The sequence below is a fragment of the Paenibacillus sp. FW507-14B1B genome, assembly GCF_058781425.1.
This window is the reverse complement of sequence record NZ_JBYSWS010000001.1, coordinates 844,828-869,785: the sequence shown is the minus strand read 5'-3', so window position 1 is coordinate 869,785 and position 24,958 is coordinate 844,828. Positions and strand designations below refer to the sequence as shown.

Below are 24,958 nucleotides of genomic sequence, written 5' to 3'. Positions count from 1 at the left end.
TAAGCAGGTATCCTCGCGTTTTGTGAGGACACCTGCTTTTTTATTTTATATTTTAGGAGCGGTATTTAGGCAATACTTTAACTCGTAAGCAAATTGTTTAAGAGTCCACCCAACAGAGACTTCTCTGCTCAGAACAGAATCTTTGAAATATCGAAGGTAAAATCTACTTCCTTCTAATTCACCTGGAATGTGATATATGAATTCAAATTCAATGCACGTTTCTTTATTCTCACAGTCATAAAGTTTAGCTAAGTTCAATCTCCTGTTATATTCGATCATATTAATACCTTCCCCATGATGCTTGTGATATGTTCCTTAAATACAGTGAGTTGTACAGGTGTAGCGTATTCTCGTAACGATTCGAAGCACACGATAGCATGCTTATATAATCCATCATTTGCTGCTTTATGAGCGTAGAACAATAATTGAAATGTATAATCGATGGCTGAGTGATGTTCGAAATGATTTATTTTGTAATCTATAATTTGTTGTAAGAAGGATTGGTAGTAAGCCGTATTAATAACATCTTGAGAGGCGTGTCCCACAGAGAAAATGATATCGTGAGAGAAACGATTAATAATCGAATCGATATTGTAATTATGGTTGTTAGCTGCTTTTAGAATAGAAATCAATCCAGGTAAAAGTTCATTGCGGTTACGAGCGAGATAATCTACATAGGCATCTAACGAATTAAAGTCACCTGACAGGAGGTGAATTTCGAATCGATTTGGTTCGGAAATATACTGAAAATATTGAACTTCTCTTATGTCATCTTCGTTGAAATCTTCTTCAAACCAGTACAAATTGGAATAACGATCAATGCATTGTAGAGCTTTATCATAGCTTCCGAGTTCTTTATACCCGTGACCTTTCATCAATAGACTATAGCCATAATAGTAAACAAGCGGTCTTTCAGCTAGTACTCTAATCGGTTTCGTGAATCTATTCTTATAGATATGGTTGGCTCTTATGTATAGTTTATTGGATAAATCTATTAATTGCTCCCATAGTTCAAGGGAATACGTCAGTTTAATCATTTTCACGGCACTATCAAGTGTAACCGTGTCGATTTTTATTTCATTCATCTGGTTCACTTCCCTATATTTTACATAGGAGTAGTATAAATAATGTTTATTCCTAGGTCAATTCCTTACTTGGTGAGAAGATGTTCTGTAGACTTTTAGAGTGAATTTATGTTAGTTTAACTACAATAATTGTCCATCTACAGTGGATTATGACGGAGGGATATGAGATGTTGGAACGACCATCACAAACGGATTATCCTGCATATTATCAAACGTATGTAGGATTAGTACCGGATGGCAATTTGCAAGAGATTCTTCTCGAACAGCAACAGTTTACTTATAATCTGATCTCATCGCTTACGGACACACAGGTGGATTACCGCTATGCTCCTGGGAAGTGGAGTATTAAAGAAGTATTAGGACATATGATTGATACAGAACGGATCATGAGTTATCGATTGCTGCGTATCGCTAGAGGAGACCAGACACCACTTGCTGGGTTTGAAGAAAATTTCTATGTGGACCATGCATTTTATGAGAAACGCTCTATGGATAGTCTGCTTGAGGAATATAGGACCGTGAGGAGTTCATCCCTGAGCTTAGTGAGAGGGCTTGCTGAGGAAGCATGGGAGCAAACTGGAATTGCGAACGATAATAAGATATCAGCTAGTGCAGTGGCTTATATAATTGCAGGGCATGAGCTCCATCATCTGAATGTATTAAAGGAAAGATATTTATCATAGTTAAGGAAGTAACGAAGGGAAAGACACTGACTGGTGGGTTAGTGTCTTTTTGGTATGTTGGTTGTTCCGTGTAAAAAGTGGAGTTTATAATGATTTGATCAAAAGCGGAATAGATCCAATCATCGCCATAATGCCGCCTAGTTTGCACATAAAGTAATAGAAGTCGCTAGGCTCATGGTCATTCGTCCATATCCATTTAAGTGAAAGGATAAATAAGAAATACTGAAACTTCTCGTATCGAAATCCGCACCAGCCATAAATGAACAGGAGTATTGCTAACCAATAGAATGCAGGAGTTCCCTGCTTCTCATGGTATTCAGGGTAAGCTGCTTGGACAAGTGAACGGGGATGGTACAATTCTTCTCCATCGCTCAAAATCCTCTTATTACCCATATAAACGGTTCCCTGAGTCACGTAGTGGCCATCCGCGTCATAGGTGGTCATTCGATGGGGTTGCCCCTCAACCCTGTACCAGTTCCCGTTCGGATATGTAATATGAAATACTGTGCCTTCCGTATTGTTGATCGTGCTAATTAAGTATTCTTCTTCATTAATAACGACAACTCGTGTATCGTCTCTAGGAACTATGTCGATTATAGGACCTCTTCTAGATTCGTAAGTGATTATACCGTTATGTTCGCTAGCTTTCTTGTACTTTTCACCGTCTGCATAAAAAACAGATTGAGAGAAGTAAGAGCTTGCGAAGGAGAAGAGGATGACGCCAATGATTCCCAAGATTGCGATGGTCAAAATGGTGGCGAACTTGAACGGTTTGGAGGCGTGTGAGCGTTGGATCATGTTTAAGGGTGCTCCTTTCATGAAGTGGATCATTGATTTAAGTTGAATACGAGGGGCGTAGGGAACTGGTTTCACTAATATTTCCAAGTGAGGGGATAAGTCCAGGAAAGGCACGAGGAAGGGATAGTGAGATTTTTATGAACTAGGACTATAAGATTTGGTATGATAAGGAAAGGAGTGGAAGTAGGATCAGGCGGATATATCCGCACATACGAACTGCATCGCGGCTATGCTATTGGTCGCATAGATCGGTGGTATGTCGCGAATAAGGTGACGTTAGATGAAATCGCAGAAATCATATATTTTGTGAGGTATAAACTTTGAGAATAGAATATAAAACTAATGACTGCTGTAGTGTCAAAGAAGTGGAAGAAGTCTTTAATAGATCTGGAATCAGGAGACCAGTTGGTGATATTGATCGAATTCGGAGAATGATCGATAATGCTGATGAAATTATTACGGTAAGGGATGGCGAAAGACTTATTGGACTCTTAAGGGCAATCACAGACTATTCTTATTGCTGCTATATATCAGATATTGCTGTAGATAAAGACTATCAAGGCCTAGGAATCGGTAAAGAACTAGTAAGAATATTAAGGGGAAGATTAGGAGAAGAAGAAATTCAATACATTTTAACCTCAGCTCCTAAAGCGGTAGGATTTTACGAAAAGATTGGGTTCGTTAGAACGGATAAAGCATTTGTAATTAAACGAAATAAGAATTGAATAATTTGAATACATTTAAGAGCTTATCCAATGAGTCTTTTGGCATTATCCAACAATGTTTTTACGCTGATTCTGTTCGGTCCTTGGTTCACAAGAAATGGCAGGTGGAGAAGTGTCCACAACTCACAACCCTGTGAGGCTAAGTTTATCGGTCCCGGTAGCGTAGGCTAAGTTATGTGGAAAACCAATGAACAATTTAATTGGGAGCATAATATGATATCAATTATTTCAAGAAGTATAGTTGCTTCGGTTCTTACATCCCTTATCTCTACATTTCTTGCAAGTATTCTTTTCATGAATGAATCATATGGATTTGGTTTTTATTTTATTGTTTTTTTTATTTATAGTACTCCTCCAATATTCATAATCGGGCTACCACTTTCGCTATTATTTGAGCTGTTACTTACTCGTTATAAAATCAAGAGTAAACCTCTTTATGTGACTACTATTATTATTCTTTATGCTGGAGGCGGTTTTTCTGGAACATTGCTTTATTTTTATGCAATGTCCACAGGGAAAGCGCTAAATTACAAAGAAGTTTTTCCATTCACTATTTTTGGAATACTGGTTGCTCTATTGTTTTTAGTTAACATTTGCATTATAAATCTAGTTCATATGAAGAAAATGAGTAAAAACAAATAGTATTAAGTATAGCAACAAAGGGTGGAATTTACTTAACGATAAGTTCATTATCTTCACTTTTTCTTTCTCTTGAAAAAATCGAACTTAATCACATAATCAAAGAGAGAGGTAATTGCAATAGCTCCAAGTGGAATCATTGGATACGCCCAAGGCGGATTATTTGGAGCTTCGCCAGGGGGGCATCTATTAATATCTCGAATAGGACAATACAGTAAATTTTGGCCACAATAATACCTGTGATGTTTCTATTTCTTCTTCTTTTAAACATAGATTTCCCACCTCCGTTAACAAGAAAAAACTGTAAACAAAAATAATGACTATTTCTAATATAAACCATAAATGTATGTAGAGATAGGTATTTGTATTAAGGAGGTAAAATGAAACATCAATGGAGGATCACAAAATATAATCCAGATTTCAGAAATGAGCATGGACATTATTTATTAGATGAATGGACTTGCCCATCCGAAATCGGAAAAATAATAAATGGTGATTTATTTACATTCGAGAAATATCTTTACGTGGAAAACGCATATGTAGAGACAATAATAGAGTTTTTAAAGGAAATAAGACAAGATACTCTACGAGTTATTCAAGTAGTGTCAAATAGATCGATGTCACAAGAAGATGAAGAGTCTGTCTTATACGAGCTAGAATTTAGCGAGATCAAAATAAAAGAAGACATGATTATTAACATAAATGAAATTCGTACACTTTGTAAGATGAGATTAAGAAATTATATCGGATTTCAGCTTTATTCCAAGGATAACTTCTTTGTACATTTTGGTTGGGATTATTATATGTACATCGGAAGTAGCCATCATTCTTGTAAAGCAATTGAGTTTGCAACGAAAAGGGGATTATTTGTGGAGGAATGTACTTCTCCCTATTTCTTTGAGGAAACAGACACAACAAGGTTGATTCAATGGAGTGAAGTAGGTGCAGAGGTACCAATCGTTATTGGTGAAGAGGAAATCAAAAATGTGCCAATAAAAGAATATCGACATATATTTAGTTTATCAGATGAGCATCCTGTTTTCGGATATTTTGAGATAACAATAGATCATAAGGATTTCTTTCAATCAAAAATAAATCATAAGTTGGATTTCAGTAAGTATAATTACGGTTTGTGGGCGGGGTATTAATACTGAGAACCCATTGTACTAACGAGCTATCTAAGGGGGATGGATGGCGTGAATACAGAAGCGTTATCAACGGATGAATGCTAAAACTAGAAGTCAAAGGCTTAAAATACTACTAGATAGACAATCATTAATGAATCAAAAGTACAATCCAAGTACTTTATTTATTGAATGTATAGAAGCTCTTGGGGACAATACTATTATTTTTAGTCCAGACAAGACTAAGGAAATATATAATAACTTTACTAATGAATATGAAGTTACCTTTTATGGACGTATAGAATGGACAAAGTATACATATGAAGAAATAAATATCGAAGAGGTGACAAGATTAGAGGTATTCAGTGGAATCCAAGATGATGATGTATATATCTTATGGAGTCATGGTGATGATCCAGTGATACAAACAACCATTAGGAATGCATTTACACATATAGAGGAACTCTCTAGCGTAACATCAGATGTATGGTTGTATAAACCTAGTAAATATGTAATCGAGATCTTCCATGATGGTATCATAAGAAAAGTGGATAAAAAATAAGGATCAGAAGAATAGAGCTATCAAAGTGAGGGGGAGACCATAAATGAATCATTTGAAGCTTATCGAACCTTCTTTAGAATATCGAGATGAGTATCTAGACATGATTAATGAATGGAGTAATACGGGTGAGAGAATGATTCCATTTATATTGAGATTTGATTGCAGTAATTTTGATTTGTTTCTAGAAGAGATACATAAATTAAAAACGAATAAAGATCGAGGAGAGAACAAAGTAAATAGTTCGACTTTTTTATTAGTGAATAATGAAGGAAGAGTACTTGGTGCAACCAATATAAGGCATGAACTAAACGAACAACTACTTAAAATGGGTGGGCATATTGGTTACGGTATAAGACCTAGTGAGCGAAAGAAAGGATATGCTTCTCAATTATTAAGCTTGGCATTAGAAAAAGCTAGATCACTAGAAATTAGAAGAGTCTTAGTAACATGCGATAAAGATAATGTTGGATCAGCGAGGACTATCTTAAGAAATAATGGAAGTCTAGATTCCGAAGATATAGTAGACGGAGTCGTAATTCAAAGATATTGGATTAACAATAATTTTGAATCATAAACTCTGAATATTATCTAATCATACTAGAATGACAAAAAGATAAAGGCGGGGGAGTATCTATGGTCGCATTTAAAGAAATAGATCGACATAATTTTTTTGATGTCATTAAGTTGAAAGTATCCGAAGAACAGAATAAGTTTGTGGCAACAAATGTGTTCTCGCTCGCACAAGCGAAGGCATTTCCAGAATGTGAATGCTTAGCTATTTATCACAATGATGAACTGGTCGGATTCACAATGTATTGCATGGATCATGAGGATCAGGAATATTGGATTTACCGATTAATGATAGATGCTAAGTATCAGTCAAAAGGTTATGGGAAAGCTGCGATGGAGTTAGTTATTGAGAAAATTAAGGAAGATACACAACATCGGGTCATTTACATAAGTTTTGAACCTGAAAACATCTGGGCGCAGCAATTATATGAACAATTAGGATTTATTGCAGATGGCCGAGTAATCGATGGGGAAGTCGTATATAAGTTAGAATACTGATCGTTCCAAGTTAGATGTTTTAAATGAACCATTGATGTTGAAGTAGAGATCAAGTGTTCGCGCACTTGGTCTTTTTTGTATTTATGGTAACATAATAGAAAAATATGTCGTTTAAACTATGAAGCTTCGCGCTTCAGACGGGAATACTCTTTTTATTGAAACAGGAGGTGCATTATGAGAACCATGAAAAAAAGTCAAAAACATAAATCTATCCTAGGAGTATGTGGTGGTATCGCGGATTTTGTAGGTATATCTGCATTTAGTATTAGATTGATTTTCCTAGTTACATTACCCGTATCGATCTTAATTTATATTATATTAGCTAATTCAATGGAAGATATGCATAGGCTCAAATAACGGAAAGGTGTTTTGTAAGGAGAGGAGCTTAAATAGGTAATGAAGAGAAAATTCCTGAGAGTATTTGTAGTGTTATTTTCCTTCCTGTTATTGATTGTTTATATTTTTAACCAATCAAATTACTCAATTAGCGAAAGAGATGCTATCCATAATTTGTATCCTTCTGAGAATGGTGAATGGATGTACTCCAAAACATATGATAATAAAAAGGTAGTGATTTTGAGATCAGATCATAGAGATTATGCCACTTTAATAGAGAAAAAATGGGGTGTTTTACATCGTGCGTCTGTTATTTCTGAGTTAGATCCAGTTACACCCTTGAAAGGGAATGAGACAAGTATAAATCGAACATGGCATGCCAAGATCAACTCCAACAAGTTGTATGATACGGTAATAGCAGTTGCGACAGATAACAATGAAATAACAAAGGTCATTGTAAGTAATGAGGATTCCGACAGTAATGAAAGTTTAAATGATTTAGATGAAATAAAAGAAAACTCCACGATATATATCGAATTAGTATTAGAGGATGGTTTTGCAGCTGCTTATCGTGAATTAAAGGCTCCTGGAGAATTTAAATTTAGAAGCTTAAACGAAAAGGGTGAGATCATCATATTAGGAATTTAGTATAAATAGAAATTGGGGATTATATAAGAAGGGGGATCGGAAATGAATGTAAACTTTGGAAAATATGACATACCACCAACGCTTCAAAGAGTAATGCTTTTACAGGAGGAACTTGATGATCAAGAACATTTCTATCTAGGGATGAATTTTTATCTCTCGCTAGATAATTTTCGCTATTTCAATACACCTAGTGATGTTGTCGTGTTCGGAAACTCGGGTTGCGATGGAATTCATTACGGATTCTTGACGGATTATGGTTCAGTAGATAATCTTGAGACCGCTCCAATTGTGTGCGTTTCTCCTATGGATTTTGACCGACCCACTCGCATTGTTGCTAACAATCTAGCGGAGTTCCTTAGGGTGAATGGTTCAGATTCAGCATTATTTTATAATGAGTTTGAGTCTGAGAAAGATTATATAATGGCAAGGCAACAATGGGATGAGGAAAGTGAAAATTCGTTATATCCTCCTTCAGAAAACGATAAGTTAGTACAAGAGAACATATTGACTTGGATAAGCGATAACATTTACATGCCTGAAATAGACAAACCTTATCATTATATTCAGGATGTCCGTAATAAACGGCAAGAGAGGGTTAGAATCTCAACACAGGATGGTTTAGGGATTGTTCATCCATTATTAGAAGGGGAGAAGCATATATCGTTTAATATCGACAAAAATAAAGATCTTAACGTGATATCTTTACAGGAATTCTTGGACAGTGCACCATTCGCTTCCCGACTTGCTGTGTTCAGAGATATTCAACAAAATCACGTGCTGCCGCAGGAACCTGAATTAAATAGAGTAGTTGTTGATGCCATGAACAGCATGGGACTTATGGATGAAGCCCAGCGTTTATTATCCGTGGAAACGGATTACTCTATGAATGCTGGTGGCCAAGAGGTGTTGCAACAACATGAATTAGTGTATGTAGTAACTGATGAGAATGAAGCGTAACACAGCAATAATAACACGATGACTAGAAAAAATTAATGCTCAAACTATAACTGAAAGTAAAACTTTGTTCACAATTCTAGGTGCGAAGTGAGTGATTTTGGATGATATAATTAACTGAGAAAGATTATCAATGACTGTAAAGTTGTTGGTTGGAGTGGAGGATTTATAAGGTAATGAACAACAAGAAAATCGTACTTCCTCATGAACATGGGGGATGGGCTATGGTTAGCGTACCGTTTCTATTCGGAGTGCTAGCGGGAACACCGCGCTGGAGTCATATCCTATTATTTATAGCATGGTTATTTTTATATCTTGCTTCATATCCTTTATTGCAAGCATTAAAAAGAAAGAAGCAGCGCAATCATTTGCTGAAGTTCTTTGCAATTTATGGAGTCATAGGTTTAGCTGCAGTCATCTATCCGTTGATCGTCAAACCGCAATTGTTCTATTTCGGAATTCCATTCATCATACTATTGAGCCTAAACATATGGCATGTAAAACGTAAATCTGAAAGAGCGATTTTGAATGATTTTTGCGCTATTCTGATCTTCTCACTGGGCGGGGCTGCATCTTATCTGTATGGTGACGGAGGATGGAATTTTGAAATGCTGACGATTGTTCTCTACAATTTGGTGTATTTCATGGGAACTGCGTTCTTTGTGAAGACGGTATTTCGGGAGAAGAAGAATCCTACTTGGAAGAGAGTCAGTCAGATTTATCACATCGTTATTCTGAGCGTCCCTATTCTATTAGGTCAACCTTGGATGATCTTGCCCTTTATATTCCCACTGATTCGTACATTCTTATTCTCCGGAAAAACGATGCGTCCGATGAAGGTAGGTATTATGGAGATTATCGGGGCTGTGCAGTTTATCATTATTTCTTGGATTGTCTATTAAAAAGAAGCCTTAGCACCCGTGCAAGGTCGCTTATTATGTAGGGAAACCCTGTCCTTTATGAAAGGATCAGGGTTTCATTGTGTTTTTTGCAAATTACAATGATTCCAGAAATACCGGCAGTGCGCCTACCATCATTAGTATGCCGAGAAACTTACAGATAAAATAATGAAAATCATTCGGTTCATCATCTTGCCATGAATAGCGTGGATTGATATAAAATAAAAAGTTTTGGACTTTCTTATACCGGTACCAACACCAACCTAATACCAGTAAAAATACGGCAATCCAGTACAATGGCTGGGTTCCTTGCTTCATATGGTACGCTGGATAAGCTGCTTCCACTAACGAACCAGGATAGAATGATATTTCTTCTTCTTCACCAGCATTGTTCAAGAGTTTGGTTCCATTTCCGGCATAGGCATTAATAGTGATGAAAGATACCATCTCGCCGTTCTCATCATAACTAAGCATCGTACCCGAATGGTCTACTACTGTGTACTTCTCGCCATTGGGATAATTCACATGAAATATGGAGCCATTTATGTCTTCCTTCCTGGTAATTGTATAGTCCTCATTATTAATGCGTACAACTTGGACATCATTACTAGGGATCACCTCAATTGAAGGTCCGTTCCTAGATTGGTAAGTGATCAGGTTTGGTTGTTCGATGGTTTTCTTGTATTTCTCATCGTTTACATAGAAAACGGATTGAGAGAAGTATGAGAGTGCAAAGGAGATCATTAGAACACTTACAGTGATCAAGACGACTGTGGTCAGAATGGTGGAGAGCTTGAATGGTTTGGAGGTAATCCATTGTTTAATCATGCGCCCGTGAGCTCCTTTCGCGAAGCGCGTTATATCTAAAGATTGAGTACGCATGGAAGGGGGAATGGTTTCACCAGTATTTTACATGAGTGGTTGTGAGATGAGAAGATAAGAAGGTTATAAATATGACATTTGAATTATGATGATCTAGGTATAAAGATTATGGTATGATAGGTATAAAGAACCAAATGTGAGTTGGGTGATATTCAGTTGAATGAGTATTCCTGAACTTCGTGGTTTCATCTGTGATGTGGTGTTTGCGAAGTTCATAGATAAGACGTTATATGCGATCCCTGCAAAAATAATCTATTGAAAATATCAGGAGAAAAACTATGAAGAAAAAAGTTCAAATAATAGGAGAAGTAAAATACATAATTAAATATGGGACAAAAAAACTTCAGAACTACTCGTATGAGGACTTATTAAGACTAGAGCAGAAAGTAAAATTTCAATTAGAACAATTAAAACAGTTTAGTATCTTTGGATCAATATTTACTGTTTTGTTTACATTTTATAATACAAGCGTAACTGTTGGGATGGAAGAAAATGCTACTACTACTGTTAATTTCTATTTGATATTACAAGCGTTATTAACATTCGCTGTTATTATCTTTGTTGGAATATTTATTAGCCGGCACGGCAAACTTCTTAGGATATTTAATGAAATAGAAAGAAGAAAAACGATTAAACAGAATATTATAACTAAAAGAAATGAGATGTTAAAGAATAAATATCTTAAAAAATAGTTGTATTTAATTAGATCTAGGAGCTACTCGGGAAGGCTAAGATAGCATATAACAATGTATTCGCACGTCTAGAGGCGGGCACCCTTGGTCTGCCCAAGGCGATTCGGGGAAGTGGATTCAGGCAGACAACCTCGCGAGGCTAGGTGGTAGAGCCACCCGGTCCTGGCGGACCTTAAGCCTCTCGGGTTTCTGAATAAAAGAAGGTTATAAGAAAGTCAGGAAAAAACGAGTTCATTAAATCAATACTGCATTTAATAAAATAAATTGGAGGTACGCATGAGTTTTTTAGTGATGGAGGACGATGAAGTTGAGTATATCTGGGAGACAATATGTGAGATGCAACTAATATTTCATCCAAAATATTCTCCTGAGGGAGCATCTAGTTATCAGGAATTAATAAACTACAATAAAAAGATTATAGTTTTATTAGATAGAAATCTCTTGAGTGGACTACTAAAACTTGCTCGTGATGGTTTTCTTAAAGATGATACAGAAATGCGTAAAATTGCACTATTGATGACATGGATTATTATGAATGATTTTTCTGCTAGTGCGGGTCTAGCTCTATTGGAGTATGGAACAAAAATTAACGATAGTGTCGAACCCAAAAAAGAACTACAAGAGTTTAATAATATTTTTGATTACTACCATAGCATGATATGGCTTAGACTGGCTGAAGGAGAAATAAACAGTATTCCAATTTGTTCATTGCCTGTTGATCCATATATTAATGAAATAATTTATAACACGGAAGACCATCACTTTCTTATGCATATCGCAGAAATGCTTCATTTAGTATATCTACAAAAGCAGCGTGATTTATCGCCAATAGAAAAAATGATTGAATTTCTAAAATGGAACTATAAAAACTTGTTAATTTCTGAGAGCACTATAGCATATGTAGCAATGCTATTTACAAATCAGCCGGGTATAAAAGCTCCAAAAAATTCTGGTAGCAACGATATTAACAAAATAATAATTGGATGTAAAAATCAAGCTTGGGATCTGAATTATTTATCAAATTGGAGTTGTTTTCATTATACCGAAGAAACTATTGATGAGATATTTATGTTCGCAACGAATGATGTACTTTTAAAGACTATTTTTATTAATACTTATGGTGAAGGTGGAGTGGGAGGTTTAATTGAAACAGTGTTTTCAAGAAGCGACTCCAAGAAAATTGTTGAACTAATAAAAGAAAACCAGGGAGCTAGAGTAAAACCGGATTTCGGAGTGGATCCGAACCACTATTTCCATAAATTAATTGAGAATGAGACTTTAAGGTTAAAAAAAGAAATGCATGTATAGATTGAATAACCATATAAATAAAAGCTAGTATTTAAAGAAACCTATACATTCTAATAACATCCTATCTATAACATCCTATCTACGTAGTGTCTTTAGCGCTCCTTGGTTTGCCAGAGTTTCGGATTAGATTCACAAAAGTTATATTCATCCTGATAGGCACAAAAAAGCTTAAAAGATTATGAATTGAGTGAAAGTAATTTCGACTCTTTTTGTTTACCCTAAAGGAGAAAAGATGTTAAAAATATATATAAGAGGTTAAAGCTTTAGGATCACTCCTCTTATGGATGAGACCCTGGGAACAGGAAGCTCAATAATGTTTTGGACAGTGCGAGTGTAAAATTTGAGAAGAGGAAAGAGGAAAGAGGAAAGAGGACAGAGAAAAAGCATGAAATCTAGAAAGAATAAAAGTAAGTAAGGTTAAGAAATTTGGAAATCGACAGTCAGCTTAAAATATTATATTTAATCGCTGGGTGTAATTCCTCAGAGCCGCTAGATATATCTAGTGTTCGGAAGGCATCATGTGAGAACGTTATTAGCAATACATTCCGCAACAAAAGAATCAGTTAAGGGGATTATCATGGTTAATTATAATCAAGATGGAAATAAAAACGAAAAAAGTGAAGGGGTAATAAATAATAACAGTATTTTTGGGAAACTTTTTTTTCTGTTATTACTAGTTTCTCTACTAGGTGTAATTGTAGTGATTGTTTTGGAAGAGAAGGCAGATATGAAGATACAATATGTTATTGAAAATAAGCTGTATTCTAATTTTAATAATCAGGGCGAGATGAATATTGGTGGCTTAATTGGAAAAGCAGAAGAGCATGTGAAAGTTGAAAATAGCAATGCAATATCTACGATTAATACGGGCTCAGTAAATCAAAATTATGTTAAAGAAAACAAATCAATTAATTTCGAAAAAATAAAAGAAGATGCAAATCTAAGTTTTCTAGAGAAACATCCACTATTAGCAGGGATTTTAACAAGTTTTATTTCATCATGCATCTTCGCAGCAGTAGATAATAAATTTAGAAAATACAGAGCCAAAAATACATGGACGATGTTGTTTATTGTGAAATGAACTATATAATAGTGTATTTCTAAGATAGTGGATAGAGGAATGATAGATGTATCTTAAATATGGAAAATATGTAGTCTGGAAGACTGTCATAAAACATAGGATTAAGCGCTGTTTCGATTCTTTTGTTTGGACCAAGGTGGAAAAAATCTTGAGAAATACAAAAAGGTTAAGTAATTCAATGAGGGCGTGAATTACCTATTACAATTGCAAATTATGCTAAAAAGAAAAATAAGTCCGTCAAACTCAATTCATTCCTTCCTTAAGCGAAATCGGGTTTGTAGATACATCAAAATTAGTCAAAATATATAGTAAGCTATAAAGGAGAAAAGATGGAAGCATTAATGAGTGATTTTCTATCAAAGATTGGAGTTCCCAGTTTAGTAGTATCGTTATTTTTAATAGTAATAAGGACAAAACCAATTACAATGTTTACCTCCTCAATAATTGAGCAAAAAATATTGTCAAAAGAAAGAATATTATCAATAAAGATTTTTAAATTAACCCTTGAAGGCTTGGCTACTGTAATGATAATGTTCTTTATATCTGAGATGTTTTTTAAATATAAATATTTGTATAACGGTTGGATTGCCTTAGCTGCCGTTATAATATTAGTGATTTTTTTACTAATTGTAATGACTCTATTAGAAATAAATGAAAAGACGTTTTTTGATTTATTTGGACATTTATCTAAAAAAATCAAAATCATTTTATTTATATCATGTGCTGTAGCTTCACTTGGATATTACTTACTACCTACGTATTATATTGGAACACAAATATATTCTGAAGTTTACCGAGAGAGTATTTCCACAGCTGAAACGTTCGGAGTATTGTTAGCGGTATTAATCATGTATTGTTTAATTACTTTTACAACTTTGATTCCTATATCTAGAGTAATATATAGATTTTTTGATTTTGAAAAACTGAACTCAAGTGTTCAAACGAACAAACCAGTTTACTTTGAAGATGATGGAGCTAAGTGGTACATATTTCATCCTATCAATGAATCTTTTTTTTGTTTAGGAAATGAACCATATTTAAATATAAGTACAAAATTTAGATTTATAGCTAAGGATGAATTAATGAAGCGAATTCTTCAAGTGGATTGATTCTTCTGAAATTTCTAAGAGTCAGCAACATCTCCTAACAATACTTCTACATGGAATCACTAGTAGTCTTTAATCTGTGTAAAGATATTGGGTGGAAGCGTGAATCGGGCTTGGACCCTCTGAGGCTAAGTCCATCTTACTCGGCAAGCCTCGCGAGTTTGTGAATCAAGAATATAGAGAGCATAAAATGGGAGAAACCAACCTAATGGAAATAAAATAATGATAGAACAAATGAAAACTGTATCGCAAGATCAAACCAGATCTAAATTTGAGCCTGGTTTCTTAATTTGGAATTGGACTGGGGTATAGATTATAAAGAGATATTTAAGCACAAACATCCAGTTTAGTAGGACATCTTGATTACAAGAATATTATTCGAAACTGCTTAAAGACAACATAACAACATAACATTATTCATTTAAATTTGAGTAATCATTTATTCACAACACCCCCTTTCACATCCCCCACACCCTATTTGTAAATCATTTCCGTTGCCGAATGACCCATCACTTTCTATAATAAATGACATACAACTTCATAATCTGGATGAAGTATACGGGAGACAGACCGTAGTCTGGCCGAAGGGGCAAAACTCTCAGGCGTTCGCACCAATCTGCAAGATTGGACGCTAGCAGGACCGTATATGGACAGAACTCTGGAGAGACTCCGCTCGAGCGGGGCACCGAAGGGGCAAGACGTAATACATACGTTCAAACTCTCAGGTAAAAGGACAGGGATTGCAGAGATTGCATTGTTATTCGAAGTGAAATTTTTCACTCATCGTTGTATTTGCTATTCTGCAAAAATGTCCCCAGAGTCAAATCCCATAGATTTGGCTCTTTTTGTGTCTTCTAGACACATCGACATCATGAAGAAGAGGGGATTCGAAAATGGATCAGTTAGAACAGTGGTTAAGTCGTGTGAATCAATTCGTATGGGGGGCGCCGCTTCTTATATTGCTGGTAGGGACAGGCATCTATTTTACCATTCGACTCGGATTGTTACAGGTGCTGAAGCTTCCGCTGGCACTTAAATTAATATTTACCTCGAAGAATGAAGGGCAGGGGGATGTGAGCAGTTTCGGTGCGTTGGCTACTGCCCTAGCTGCTACGATTGGAACAGGGAATATTGTCGGTGTCGCGACAGCGATTCAGATCGGTGGACCGGGTGCATTATTCTGGATGTGGGTTGCAGCTTTTTTTGGAATGGCTACGAAATATGCAGAAGGTGTGCTTGCGGTTAAGTACCGGAAGGTTGACGAGAATGGACAAATGTCAGGCGGTCCGATGATCTATATTGAACAAGGTCTGGGTAAACGATTTAAACCACTTGCTATATTCTTTGCTGTGAGCGGTGTGCTGGTCGCATTATTCGGGATTGGTACATTCCCGCAAGTTAATGCCATTGTATCCTCTGTACAGTCTAGCTTGGGGGTACCGACTGTAGCCACAGCCATTGTGATAACTGTGTTGACGCTTCTGGTAACCATGGGCGGAATTAAAAACATATCGAAGGTCACTTCGAAAGTTGTCCCAATGATGGCGATTGTATATATCCTAACTAGTTGTGTTGTGCTGATTGTGTTTGCTAACAAACTTCCAGATGCACTGCTGCTAGTATTTCAGAGCGCATTCAATCCGACCGCAGCAAGTGGCGGTTTCGTAGGTGCAACCATTATGATGGCTATTCAGACAGGGGTTGCCAGAGGTGTCTTTTCGAATGAATCGGGCCTTGGTAGTGCACCCATTGCCGCTGCTGCAGCTAAAGTGAAATGGCCAGCAGAGCAAGGGTTGATATCGATGACGGGTACATTTATTGATACACTCATTGTATGCACGCTTACTGGCTTGACGCTAATTGTAACGGGTGTTTGGAATGGAGCAGCACTCGGTGCGGAGATGACTCAGACGGCATTTGATGCTGCGATGCCACTGGGGTCACTGATCCTGATGTTATGTTTAGTCTTGTTCGCTTTTACGACGATTTTGGGTTGGAACTATTATGGTGAACGCTGTATCGTCTATTTATTTGGTGTCAAATCCATCTTGCCATACCGTATCGTGTTTGTTTTACTTGTGGGTGTGGGTGCGTTTATTAAGCTACAGGCTGTCTGGGTACTTGCGGATATCGTCAACGGACTGATGGCGCTGCCGAACCTGATTGCATTACTTGCTTTATCTGGGGTCGTTGTGGCGGAAACGCGTTTGTATTTAAAACATCTAAAAAAGAATTAGAAATAATGATGTTTAACCAGACGATAGTTGACTGGCCATCTTTCGGATGTGTTAGCATGAATAAATAGGTGGGAGAGTGTAGCTTTTGGGATAGCTTATTGGCTTGTTATTGTCATTGTATTAGCTGTTGCCTTTGGATGGATCAGGAGTAGAAGGGGCAAATGAGGCTTACATCAGTCCCCAAGCAATAGTCACTTTCCTCAGGCACGATAAGAATTATTCGAAAAAGGGAATCCCAAAGGTCCATAGACCTGCAAGGGATTCCCTTTTTTATAACTTAGAAATTCATATAAATAAACGATGACGTCTCACCCGAGAAGAATAAAATGCCTAACACTATGGAGATCATGGCGATGGCACCCGCGACTGTGACTAGACTTAGATACATCACGCGAGTAATTCGCTTGCCAAGTGAATAAACCTCAGGACTCTCTTGTTCCTTACTGCGTGTCTGTAATTCCAAATGATCTCAGCCTTTCATATAAAATTTCCCCGAAAATGGTGCTTCCATCATCAATAAGATGGGATGCGTCATGATAGTACTCATGAGGAATAAGATTGCTCTCTTCCTTGTTGAACTCGATGAACGGATAATTGCGAGACTCTATTAATTCCTGATAGGCTCCCATTACGGTGTAGTAATCATTCCAATTGAGCATATGATGTTCATCAATCATTTGCTTATCCAGTGGAGCGGTATAGAAGACCGCTTTTTTCTTATGCTCATCCAGAAGGTCCAGCGTCTTCTCCATCAGGAACAGACCGAAGCTCTTACTCTTATCAAAGGGTTCGTCCCATGCGTACAGAGAAGTAAAGTGCTTCACAATCTCTTCTTGCTGATGTTCTTTGAGCTTATCAAAGGAACGATACGGCGGGATATAGGTCGCTGCAATTCCTTGCTTGGCATCTCGTACTTTTTTGACCTCTCGACGGAGGTATTCGGTTGTGGTACGAGTCTTGAAGAATCGATAGTTAATGACATCTCGATCATGATAAAGGGTCCAATGGTTCAAAAGCCCGGTCGTTAGGGTGTCATGGACATTACTTGGTACTGATTCTTTATCTTTATGATTAAATTCATTAAGCCACTGTCTAGGAATATTCTGATCCAGTTTACTCATAAGTGTCGGGTATATGGATACCGAGGGATCGTTATCAGTGACTGACAATATCCCATAGTTAATTTCATAGACTACATAATCTATTTTATCAATGATAGAAGAAAGAATGGCATAGGTTTCTGCAAGACGAGCGCCGGATAATCCAAGATTGAGTACGCGCTTGTCCTCTAAGTGTACCTGTATGATGCCAGCGGGGGTGTTCCACGCATCTTTAACCGTCGTTCCATATACGGTGGAGGCACCAAACATACCGATTACGGGTGTATCAAAATTTTGTTTCTGTAAATATTCAAGCCATATTGGTGTATATACGATGGAATCATATAGAGGAACGCGAAGATTTTTCTCCGCATGTTCAACAACTTCTTGTCGGACATCCTCCACAATCGTATCTGCCCACTTGGTGACGATAGCTAATCCAACGATGGCCAAGATGACCATAAGAATCAGCAGTCTTTTTATTGGAAGCTTGCTAAACATTATTTCTTTTACCTCACTCTCTGAGCCTTATCTCAGACCAAACAGTCTTAACATCAAATCCCAGCCATCCATCACGGGCAGAACGAAGAATACCCGGCTTAGAGTCACTCCGAAAAAAGTCACGCCGATTGCAAGCAAAGTCGTTCCTGGTTTCAACCATTTCGGTACCGGCTTCAGCTTAGGTTTTAGCTCTTTCAAATAGAATCGATGAACACATAACATGACGCCGTGGAACATACCCCATAATACAAAATTCCACGCTGCACCGTGCCACAAGCCAGAGACCGTCATGGTGCACATTAAGTTGAAATAAATGCGTAGGGGAGGAACTCGGCTACCTCCAAGTGGGAAGTAAATATACCGAGTTAGCCAAGAACCAAGTGATATATGCCATCTATTCCAGAACTCTGCGATACTTCGAGCTAAATATGGGAAACGGAAGTTCTCAGGGACAACAATCCCGAATAAACGAGCCGTACCGATCGCAATGTCCGAATAACCCGAGAAGTCAAAGTAAATGACAAAGGTATAGGCTATTAACGAAATCCATAACGTCGCCATGTCAGAATTCGCAATTCCAGCTTGGGAATACACAGGTTGTGCGAGTAGATCGATGGTACCTGCTAATACTAACTTCTTAAAAAGACCGATCCCGATTCGGGTAACGCCAGTGATAAGATGATCCATACGAAAGCGAGCCGTCAATTGAGGATAGAACATTTGGAATTGTTTAATTGGGCCTGCTACCATCGTGGGAAAGAAGAAGAGAAACGAAAAAAAACTTACTGGCTTATGCTCAGGAAGGTTTCCGCGTTTGCGCTCAACTAAATAATGAATTAACTCAAATGTGAAATAAGATATTCCGAGCGGTAATACGATGTCTTCTGCTTTTGGCAGAAACGGCTGATGAACGAAAGATAGTAAATCATTGATCGTCGTGATCAGCATATTACTGTACTTAAAATAACCGAGAACAAGAATGACACCTATGATCGCTGCTGCGTAAATCCACCTGTTGGTTTTTTTGATAGCTATTTGAATTAGTATGAATGCAATAATAGCTTCGAGAAGCAACAAAATAACAAAAGATCCGGCATAGTAGTAGTAGAAAGTGACTCCTGCTGCCACTAGAACTAAGGGTCTTAAGCGGAATGGACTTACATGGTAGATCACAACGGCCAATAACACGAAAAGCCAATAAAACCAGTCTGTATACATCATAATATTACTTCCACCATCCGAACCTAGTACTCTATAATTTCTTTCAGAAAATTAATAATACCACGAAATGCAATAGTTATCGATCAATTATCCATTTCATATATATAAACACCAGATATTACAATTTGTTAACATATGAAGTCATAGATTATTTACATGAAAAAACCGCCAGGTTATGAACCCAGCGGTATGATTTGAATTATTTAACGCGTTTGCCAAGAAGGATCAACAGCCATATGAAACCTGCGCCTAATATCGCATGACCGAGACCTGCGATGTGAGGCAAGAAGCTAATGTCTCCACCATTCAATTGCAGCATACCGCGAGTTGTCATAGCACCAATCGTAATCAACAGGCCGAGGTTGTAGACGATATACCATGCACCAAAGGATTTTGCCTCATGAACTTGAAATACCTTGGCTAGAATCAGAGCAATCATAAAGAACATAAATCCGAGGACGAGAATGTGCGTGTGAAGCGCTACTAATACCGTATTTCCCGTAAAATCACTATGTTTCGTAATTTCCCGATAAAAAATACCTGCTATTAGCCCGAGAACAGCATAGAAAAAGGAAGTGTAGTAAAGTTTCTTCATTAAGATATCTCTCCTTTATAATATAATTTAATCGTATCATCTAACGACAGATTAGCATGTGAATAAGAACACAATATGAACTAAATATTACAAAAGTGATACTATTCACGAGGAAAGAGGGAAGATACCTATAATTCAAAGTTGAAGGGTAGTGTTCCTTATCGAATAACTACAAATAGGACTGCCTCAGGTTACAAGAACCGGGGAGCAGCCCACAAAATTATCGTTATGTATTTAGTTAACCAGTTCTCTAACCTCTTTAAGAGAGTATTTGCCGATCTCCTTCTTAGCTTGTTTCTGTTGCTCTGGAGTAAGGTCAGCATAAGGAATGCTGTCCGGATTTGTTTCGTAGTATTCTACCACGTTTCCATTCTCCACATAATATTGAGCCATTTCTTTTGTAACTTTCTTTTGCTGAATAGGGGATAGTGCGGTAAAGTAATAATCATACTCGGAACCATCTGTAAAATGGGATCCCCCTTTTTCTTCGATTGCATATGCTTTACCTCCGAATAGGTTGACTTCAGGCGAAAATTTTGCAGCCCATACAGCGGTGGATGTCCCAATAGCACCCATGACAATCAGTGCTGCGATCGTCATAAATATAGTGCGTTTCTTAAGCTTCTTCACATTCATCATCATCGTTAATCTCCTCTTCAATTGTTGGCCATTTCCAGATAAGGAAGCAGCGAAGCGGACAGGTAAATCCCGTGTTCCGATCATGACATTCAAGATGGTCTCACCGTATCTTTTTCGCTCGGCATATGTCATACCTCGAACGACTTCTTCATCACAAGCTATTTCGCTCCAGAAATGAATGTCTTTACGTAACAAGTGAACCAAAGGATTGAACCAGTGCAGGCAACTAACAACTAACATAAGCATTTTCACCCATAAATCTTTTCGTTTGAGGTGAATTAGTTCGTGGTGAAGGACCATGCGAAGCTCTAAATCTAGTTCCCTGCTTGCGGGTAGCAGAATCGTTGGCTTCAAGAGTCCAACAAGAACAGGGCTTTTAATGTTAGAGCAATAGGCAAGGTTCACATGAGGTTTTATCTCAAGCGCCTGCCTAAGGTTAGACAACAGTTTATAATCTTCGTTGTTTGGTGAAGAGGGTGAACTGGTTTCATTTAGGTTTTGTATAAACTTCTTGTAGCAGTAGATCTGCCAACTCGCAAATAGCAAAGCCCCGATCCCCCAAAAGCTGAGTACGATCCATGCAGCTTCAGCAGGAATAGACAGCTTATGGAGTTCATCATACAAAGAGGTTGAAGTTGATATGAATACCTCATTCGATAATCCACTACTATATCCATCCATAGCTGGCCTTGAAGGAAAGACGTCGATAAACCCCTTCAAGATAAAGGCTATCGGTAGTATGTAGAACCAAACAGTCATTTTCCCTAAAAAGTATCGCCATTTCGTAGGTACGACAAGAGAGGGAACGAGGCGTAAGAGCAGAATACAACCCGTAATGGTGCTACCTGCAACCGTAAGCGTGATCAGCAGTTGGAGAATTTGACTCATATGTACGCACACCTACCTTTCGGAGAACCAATGCTTTAACTCTGCGATATCTTTCTCTGAAAGCTTGTCACCGTCATAAAGCGCGGAGATCATATTCTTGACGGAACCCTGATATAATCCATTCAATATATTTTGGGTCTCCCATACCTTGTAATCTGCCTCTGAAAGGGAGGGGACATAGGAGTTGATGCGACCATGCCTCGTTGCAGTTAAAGCCCCTTTATCCACGAGTCTCGATAAGAAAGTAGAGATTGTCTGGGATTTCCACTCCTTCCCTCTCTGTGCGAAAATCTGCAATAACTCGGTTGAAGTTACCGGATGCTCACACTCCCAAATTACCTCCATCAGTTCCATTTCTGTATCAGATAACTTTTGTACTTCTTTCACGATATTCACCTTCTCACTTCTAGTATTGAACATATTTAATCACTACGCAATGTAGTGATTAAAATCTACTACATTGCGTAGTATGTGTCAACCTAGTTATACTCATCTTTTGCTAAATCACATCTTTCGACCTATTAGTATGTAAATACAACCATATTGTAGTAAAAAATGGTCTTTCTTGTCATAAAAAGCCCTCTTATTCGCATCTATTCAGGGAATTGGAACTATATACAAATTTTTATCAATTTCTATAATTAAGTAAACATAACCAATTTAAAGAAAAAAGGAGAGTGTCTATGTCTAAATGGAAGTATCCCTTATCTAGTAAGTTGATTCAACGCTCCATTAGTGTATCGCTTGGTGCTGTGTTATTTGCTTTACCGGTGACTGTTTCTGCTGCAGAGGTAACGATTGAAAAGAATGTATCGAACAGTGGGATAAGTCATACGATCGTCATCAATGAGAACAGTTATGAAGGAAGTTCACTTACCGTGGGTGAGAATCACTTTCTAACGCTCAAAGAAATCGAACGTGAGTGGGATGGTATTGACCCAGACTACAAGCCCGACCAAGCAGTTGACGCTGTGAAATCTGTTCTGCCTGAGAAGGAATACGAGTTTCTATTTCCGAATCGATTAGGATCACCAGAGTGGTTTAAGGTTGCCAAAGGCAAGGAATATTTCAAAGAGGACCAGAAGGATTACTTCTCTTATGAAAACCTAATTGCAGCTGTAACAGAGGTTTCGAACATTAAGCTTAAGATTAGCACCCGTAAAGGTACGAATAACTCACAGGAGATACATAGACTGGATAAGGATGCTAGGATTGAGACATTAATCTCTCGCTCTTCGGATTTCAATTCCATTTCGAATCGGAACAAAGAAATTGAAACCGTTATCATTGATTTTGGAACATTTTTGAAAGAAGGATTTAAGAAGGATCGTAAGCGTGAGCTTGCAGCATTCCTCGCGAATCTTGCGCATGAGACGGGCGGCGGTTGGGCCACTGCACCTGGTGGTGAGCTTAAGTGGGGGTTATTCTGGAATGAGAATATTGCAGGCAGAACGGGTGTTAATAAAGATGCGTTTGTGGACCCAGGAAGTAGTGAGCTCTATCCAGGAGTGAAGGACAAGCGCTATTATGGTCGGGGTCCGATCATGCTTAGCTGGAACTTTAACTACGGTCTGTTCAGTTCCATTATCTATGGAGATAAAAATATACTGCTTAAAAATCCAGAGATTGTAGCTGCGGATGGAAAAGTCGGATTTATGACAGCTATTCTATTCTGGATGACGCCGCAATCACCAAAGCCTTCAGCACATGATGTCATTATTAACAAATGGAAACCTTCAGCACAAGACCTTGCCAAAGGACTGAGCCAACCTGGGTTCGGGATCACGATTATGGTGCTGAACGGTCTGGAAGCCAATCTTGGGGAAACAGAAGGTAGCTCAGTGAAACGCCGTGCCGGACATTATCGTGATATTACGAGCCGGATGGGTGTAGATATTACGGGTGAGAAGATTGATACACTTGGTATGAATCCGTTTTAGAAGCTTGATCAGAAGCTGTTCCAATCGTGGAGATTTTCTGCGAGGGGACAGCTTTTCTCTATGATATCTATTTTATGCTCAGCTAATCTATTAAAATAAAGGTAACCAATGGTTCGTTGCTCGTATCATAAGGAGGGTTACCTATTTCCATACAGACTCAAATTCGAAATCTACCATCTTCCCCAGGTGTCTATCTAATGAAAGATTCGCTCGGTGGAATTATATATGTAGGTAAATCAAAATGCTTAAGAAAAAGAGTTCAATCCTATTTTACAGCATCTAAGTCTCACACTCCTAAGATTAAGAAACTTGTAAATCATGTGAGGTCAATTGATCATATCACGACAGATACGGAATTTGAAGCTCTCATGCTGGAGTGTGAATTCATTCAGGATATGAAGCCGATGTACAATCGCAGAATGAAGAACCCTCTAGCATATACCTATCTAGAAATCAGGCAAAAGGATGGTTTACGTCGTATTGAAATTACCAATGAACCAAACTTTGAAGAAGGGGATCTGTGCTATGGACCCTATACAGCAAGCAAGAACGCAATGGAAAGAGCCATTCAAGGAATACAGGAATGCTTAAAAATAGCTTGTAATCAATCATCTGCTACGCATACGCCATGTTTGAATTATTCAATTGGGCTGTGCTTTGGTATGTGCCTCGGCGGAGAAGCTGCGAAGAAGTATGAACAATTAATGGACCGCTTCATTGCGCTCCTCAATGGAACGGAAAAGAGCTTGAACGATGAAATAGAACAGAGTATGATGAGCGCAGCTGAACAGTTTGATTTTGAACGAGCTGCAAAATACAGAGACTACATGACAGCCATGAACTTTATTCTGAAAAAGGAAGAAGTCCTTGGATTCACAGCAGAGAGTAGTAATATTGTTGTTGCTGAGCTTATTGACGATGAAAAGATGAAGATTTTTCTAATTAAGCGAAGTACGATTCTTAAATCCATTATATTTAATATGGAAGAGATGAGCCCCGAACAATTACGTGTGGAGATTAAATCGTTGATTCGAAGTGAGTTTACGGGTCATGATTCTGTCTTGAATACGAGGGTTAAGCGTGAAGAGATTGACCGAGCACAGATTATATTTAGTTATCTTCGGAGTAACGGAAGCAAGCACATGCTCGTACCCGAGGACTGGACTACTTCTTTGGACTCCTCAGACTTGGATCAGGCACTTGAACATTTGGTGAATGAAGTGCTGGAATAGTTTACCGTCATCATA

The 24,958-nt window shown here is 37.8% G+C and carries 27 protein-coding genes and 1 riboswitch; of the genes, 18 read left to right on the top strand and 9 right to left on the bottom strand.

Translation table 11 applies throughout. From position 1 onward, the window contains the following. Window positions 1-275 precede the first annotated feature (275 nt). Window positions 276-1,085 (bottom strand): hypothetical protein, encoded by an 810-nt coding sequence (locus AC3WJJ_RS04095; RefSeq protein ID WP_492538250.1) that lies wholly within the window; start codon window positions 1,083-1,085, stop codon window positions 276-278. A 167-nt stretch (window positions 1,086-1,252) separates the two neighbouring features. On the opposite strand from AC3WJJ_RS04095, the gene AC3WJJ_RS04090 reads away from it, so the two are divergent. Beyond that, window positions 1,253-1,768: a DinB family protein gene (locus AC3WJJ_RS04090; protein ID WP_492538248.1), complete on the top strand. Its 516-nt coding sequence runs from the start codon at window positions 1,253-1,255 to the stop codon at window positions 1,766-1,768. 84 nt (window positions 1,769-1,852) lie between these two features. On the opposite strand, the gene AC3WJJ_RS04085 is transcribed toward AC3WJJ_RS04090, so the two are convergent. Continuing rightward, a complete protein-coding gene (locus tag AC3WJJ_RS04085) occupies window positions 1,853-2,566 on the bottom strand; it encodes a DUF6199 family natural product biosynthesis protein (RefSeq protein WP_492538246.1) in 714 nt (237 codons plus the stop codon). 320 nt (window positions 2,567-2,886) lie between these two features. On the opposite strand from AC3WJJ_RS04085, the gene AC3WJJ_RS04080 reads away from it, so the two are divergent. The 10 genes from AC3WJJ_RS04080 (at window position 2,887) to AC3WJJ_RS04035 (ending at window position 9,524) form a co-directional block, all read left to right on the top strand. Continuing rightward, a complete protein-coding gene (locus AC3WJJ_RS04080) occupies window positions 2,887-3,291 on the top strand; it encodes a GNAT family N-acetyltransferase (protein ID WP_492538244.1) in 405 nt (134 codons plus the stop codon). Window positions 3,292-3,465: 174 nt separating this feature from the next. Next, window positions 3,466-3,933, top strand: coding sequence for a hypothetical protein (locus tag AC3WJJ_RS04075; protein WP_492538242.1), 468 nt, complete (start codon window positions 3,466-3,468; stop codon window positions 3,931-3,933). A gap of 377 nt (window positions 3,934-4,310) precedes the next feature. Next, on the top strand, window positions 4,311-5,078 hold the full coding sequence (locus AC3WJJ_RS04070; protein ID WP_492538240.1) for a DUF7683 domain-containing protein: 768 nt from the start codon (window positions 4,311-4,313) through the stop codon (window positions 5,076-5,078). Window positions 5,079-5,151: 73 nt separating this feature from the next. Continuing rightward, entirely contained in the window at window positions 5,152-5,616 is a 465-nt protein-coding gene (locus AC3WJJ_RS04065; RefSeq protein WP_492538238.1) for a CDI toxin immunity protein, read from the top strand. Between the two features lie 43 nt (window positions 5,617-5,659). Then, a complete protein-coding gene (locus AC3WJJ_RS04060; protein WP_492538236.1) occupies window positions 5,660-6,190 on the top strand; it encodes a GNAT family N-acetyltransferase in 531 nt (176 codons plus the stop codon). Between the two features lie 59 nt (window positions 6,191-6,249). Beyond that, complete coding sequence (locus tag AC3WJJ_RS04055; RefSeq protein ID WP_492538234.1) at window positions 6,250-6,684, top strand: GNAT family N-acetyltransferase; 435 nt, start codon at window positions 6,250-6,252, stop codon at window positions 6,682-6,684. A 174-nt stretch (window positions 6,685-6,858) separates the two neighbouring features. Further along, window positions 6,859-7,041 carry a PspC domain-containing protein gene (locus AC3WJJ_RS04050; protein ID WP_492538232.1) on the top strand — a complete coding sequence of 61 codons (183 nt, stop codon included), beginning with the start codon at window positions 6,859-6,861 and terminating at the stop codon, window positions 7,039-7,041. 39 nt (window positions 7,042-7,080) lie between these two features. Continuing rightward, a complete protein-coding gene (locus AC3WJJ_RS04045; protein ID WP_492538230.1) occupies window positions 7,081-7,668 on the top strand; it encodes a hypothetical protein in 588 nt (195 codons plus the stop codon). Between the two features lie 42 nt (window positions 7,669-7,710). Further along, entirely contained in the window at window positions 7,711-8,625 is a 915-nt protein-coding gene (locus tag AC3WJJ_RS04040; RefSeq protein WP_492538228.1) for a hypothetical protein, read from the top strand. A 173-nt stretch (window positions 8,626-8,798) separates the two neighbouring features. Beyond that, complete coding sequence (locus AC3WJJ_RS04035; protein WP_492538226.1) at window positions 8,799-9,524, top strand: YwiC-like family protein; 726 nt, start codon at window positions 8,799-8,801, stop codon at window positions 9,522-9,524. Window positions 9,525-9,617: 93 nt separating this feature from the next. Here AC3WJJ_RS04035 and AC3WJJ_RS04030 read toward each other — a convergent pair whose 3' ends face one another. Next, window positions 9,618-10,349: a DUF6199 family natural product biosynthesis protein gene (locus AC3WJJ_RS04030; RefSeq protein ID WP_492538224.1), complete on the bottom strand. Its 732-nt coding sequence runs from the start codon at window positions 10,347-10,349 to the stop codon at window positions 9,618-9,620. A 332-nt stretch (window positions 10,350-10,681) separates the two neighbouring features. Here AC3WJJ_RS04030 and AC3WJJ_RS04025 point away from each other — a divergent pair, with 332 nt between their 5' ends. The 5 genes from AC3WJJ_RS04025 (at window position 10,682) to AC3WJJ_RS04005 (ending at window position 16,827) form a co-directional block, all read left to right on the top strand. Continuing rightward, entirely contained in the window at window positions 10,682-11,095 is a 414-nt protein-coding gene (locus AC3WJJ_RS04025; RefSeq protein WP_492538222.1) for a hypothetical protein, read from the top strand. A gap of 276 nt (window positions 11,096-11,371) precedes the next feature. Next, window positions 11,372-12,403, top strand: a complete 1,032-nt coding sequence (locus tag AC3WJJ_RS04020; RefSeq protein WP_492538220.1) for a hypothetical protein — start codon at window positions 11,372-11,374, stop codon at window positions 12,401-12,403. 520 nt (window positions 12,404-12,923) lie between these two features. Next, window positions 12,924-13,484 carry a hypothetical protein gene (locus AC3WJJ_RS04015; protein WP_492538218.1) on the top strand — a complete coding sequence of 187 codons (561 nt, stop codon included), beginning with the start codon at window positions 12,924-12,926 and terminating at the stop codon, window positions 13,482-13,484. A gap of 329 nt (window positions 13,485-13,813) precedes the next feature. Then, window positions 13,814-14,593, top strand: coding sequence for a hypothetical protein (locus tag AC3WJJ_RS04010; protein WP_492538216.1), 780 nt, complete (start codon window positions 13,814-13,816; stop codon window positions 14,591-14,593). Between the two features lie 645 nt (window positions 14,594-15,238). After that, window positions 15,239-15,337: riboswitch (glycine riboswitch) on the top strand. 146 nt (window positions 15,338-15,483) lie between these two features. Beyond that, window positions 15,484-16,827 carry an alanine/glycine:cation symporter family protein gene (locus AC3WJJ_RS04005; RefSeq protein ID WP_492538214.1) on the top strand — a complete coding sequence of 448 codons (1,344 nt, stop codon included), beginning with the start codon at window positions 15,484-15,486 and terminating at the stop codon, window positions 16,825-16,827. Window positions 16,828-17,104: 277 nt separating this feature from the next. Here the strand turns inward: AC3WJJ_RS04005 and AC3WJJ_RS04000 are convergent, their stop codons facing one another. From AC3WJJ_RS04000 to AC3WJJ_RS03975, 6 genes are all read right to left on the bottom strand, one after another. Next, window positions 17,105-17,290 (bottom strand): hypothetical protein, encoded by a 186-nt coding sequence (locus AC3WJJ_RS04000; protein WP_492538212.1) that lies wholly within the window; start codon window positions 17,288-17,290, stop codon window positions 17,105-17,107. Next, a complete protein-coding gene (locus AC3WJJ_RS03995; RefSeq protein ID WP_492538210.1) occupies window positions 17,268-18,428 on the bottom strand; it encodes a hypothetical protein in 1,161 nt (386 codons plus the stop codon). Before AC3WJJ_RS03995 ends, AC3WJJ_RS04000 begins: the two co-directional genes overlap by 23 nt. 27 nt (window positions 18,429-18,455) lie before the next feature. Then, window positions 18,456-19,646 carry an MBOAT family O-acyltransferase gene (locus AC3WJJ_RS03990; protein WP_492538208.1) on the bottom strand — a complete coding sequence of 397 codons (1,191 nt, stop codon included), beginning with the start codon at window positions 19,644-19,646 and terminating at the stop codon, window positions 18,456-18,458. A 202-nt stretch (window positions 19,647-19,848) separates the two neighbouring features. Then, window positions 19,849-20,244, bottom strand: a complete 396-nt coding sequence (locus AC3WJJ_RS03985) for a DUF2871 domain-containing protein (protein ID WP_492538206.1) — start codon at window positions 20,242-20,244, stop codon at window positions 19,849-19,851. A gap of 234 nt (window positions 20,245-20,478) precedes the next feature. After that, window positions 20,479-21,771 (bottom strand): M56 family metallopeptidase, encoded by a 1,293-nt coding sequence (locus AC3WJJ_RS03980; RefSeq protein ID WP_492538204.1) that lies wholly within the window; start codon window positions 21,769-21,771, stop codon window positions 20,479-20,481. Window positions 21,772-21,783: 12 nt separating this feature from the next. Continuing rightward, on the bottom strand, window positions 21,784-22,158 hold the full coding sequence (locus tag AC3WJJ_RS03975) for a BlaI/MecI/CopY family transcriptional regulator (protein WP_492538203.1): 375 nt from the start codon (window positions 22,156-22,158) through the stop codon (window positions 21,784-21,786). A gap of 296 nt (window positions 22,159-22,454) precedes the next feature. On the opposite strand from AC3WJJ_RS03975, the gene AC3WJJ_RS03970 reads away from it, so the two are divergent. After that, window positions 22,455-23,711: a chitinase gene (locus tag AC3WJJ_RS03970; protein ID WP_492538201.1), complete on the top strand. Its 1,257-nt coding sequence runs from the start codon at window positions 22,455-22,457 to the stop codon at window positions 23,709-23,711. A gap of 143 nt (window positions 23,712-23,854) precedes the next feature. Beyond that, on the top strand, window positions 23,855-24,943 hold the full coding sequence (locus tag AC3WJJ_RS03965; RefSeq protein WP_492539578.1) for a GIY-YIG nuclease family protein: 1,089 nt from the start codon (window positions 23,855-23,857) through the stop codon (window positions 24,941-24,943). Window positions 24,944-24,958 lie beyond the last annotated feature (15 nt).

What these genes read in the sequence shown, in the direction of transcription:
- AC3WJJ_RS03985 (WP_492538206.1), bottom strand. Translation starts at nt 20,244, where the DNA reads ATGAAGAAACTTTACTACACTTCCTTTTTCTATGCTGTTCTCGGGCTA.
- AC3WJJ_RS03990 (WP_492538208.1), bottom strand. Translation starts at nt 19,646, where the DNA reads ATGTATACAGACTGGTTTTATTGGCTTTTCGTGTTATTGGCCGTTGTG.
- AC3WJJ_RS04070 (WP_492538240.1), top strand. Translation starts at nt 4,311, where the DNA reads ATGAAACATCAATGGAGGATCACAAAATATAATCCAGATTTCAGAAAT.
- AC3WJJ_RS04005 (WP_492538214.1), top strand. Translation starts at nt 15,484, where the DNA reads ATGGATCAGTTAGAACAGTGGTTAAGTCGTGTGAATCAATTCGTATGG.
- AC3WJJ_RS03980 (WP_492538204.1), bottom strand. Translation starts at nt 21,771, where the DNA reads ATGAGTCAAATTCTCCAACTGCTGATCACGCTTACGGTTGCAGGTAGC.
- AC3WJJ_RS04085 (WP_492538246.1), bottom strand. Translation starts at nt 2,566, where the DNA reads ATGATCCAACGCTCACACGCCTCCAAACCGTTCAAGTTCGCCACCATT.
- AC3WJJ_RS04060 (WP_492538236.1), top strand. Translation starts at nt 5,660, where the DNA reads ATGAATCATTTGAAGCTTATCGAACCTTCTTTAGAATATCGAGATGAG.
- AC3WJJ_RS04050 (WP_492538232.1), top strand. Translation starts at nt 6,859, where the DNA reads ATGAGAACCATGAAAAAAAGTCAAAAACATAAATCTATCCTAGGAGTA.
- AC3WJJ_RS04065 (WP_492538238.1), top strand. Translation starts at nt 5,152, where the DNA reads ATGAATGCTAAAACTAGAAGTCAAAGGCTTAAAATACTACTAGATAGA.
- AC3WJJ_RS04045 (WP_492538230.1), top strand. Translation starts at nt 7,081, where the DNA reads ATGAAGAGAAAATTCCTGAGAGTATTTGTAGTGTTATTTTCCTTCCTG.
- AC3WJJ_RS04055 (WP_492538234.1), top strand. Translation starts at nt 6,250, where the DNA reads ATGGTCGCATTTAAAGAAATAGATCGACATAATTTTTTTGATGTCATT.
- AC3WJJ_RS04025 (WP_492538222.1), top strand. Translation starts at nt 10,682, where the DNA reads ATGAAGAAAAAAGTTCAAATAATAGGAGAAGTAAAATACATAATTAAA.
- AC3WJJ_RS04020 (WP_492538220.1), top strand. Translation starts at nt 11,372, where the DNA reads ATGAGTTTTTTAGTGATGGAGGACGATGAAGTTGAGTATATCTGGGAG.
- AC3WJJ_RS03995 (WP_492538210.1), bottom strand. Translation starts at nt 18,428, where the DNA reads ATGTTTAGCAAGCTTCCAATAAAAAGACTGCTGATTCTTATGGTCATC.
- AC3WJJ_RS04075 (WP_492538242.1), top strand. Translation starts at nt 3,466, where the DNA reads ATGTGGAAAACCAATGAACAATTTAATTGGGAGCATAATATGATATCA.
- AC3WJJ_RS04035 (WP_492538226.1), top strand. Translation starts at nt 8,799, where the DNA reads ATGAACAACAAGAAAATCGTACTTCCTCATGAACATGGGGGATGGGCT.
- AC3WJJ_RS04090 (WP_492538248.1), top strand. Translation starts at nt 1,253, where the DNA reads ATGTTGGAACGACCATCACAAACGGATTATCCTGCATATTATCAAACG.
- AC3WJJ_RS04095 (WP_492538250.1), bottom strand. Translation starts at nt 1,085, where the DNA reads ATGAATGAAATAAAAATCGACACGGTTACACTTGATAGTGCCGTGAAA.
- AC3WJJ_RS04010 (WP_492538216.1), top strand. Translation starts at nt 13,814, where the DNA reads ATGGAAGCATTAATGAGTGATTTTCTATCAAAGATTGGAGTTCCCAGT.
- AC3WJJ_RS03970 (WP_492538201.1), top strand. Translation starts at nt 22,455, where the DNA reads ATGTCTAAATGGAAGTATCCCTTATCTAGTAAGTTGATTCAACGCTCC.
- AC3WJJ_RS04030 (WP_492538224.1), bottom strand. Translation starts at nt 10,349, where the DNA reads ATGATTAAACAATGGATTACCTCCAAACCATTCAAGCTCTCCACCATT.
- AC3WJJ_RS04040 (WP_492538228.1), top strand. Translation starts at nt 7,711, where the DNA reads ATGAATGTAAACTTTGGAAAATATGACATACCACCAACGCTTCAAAGA.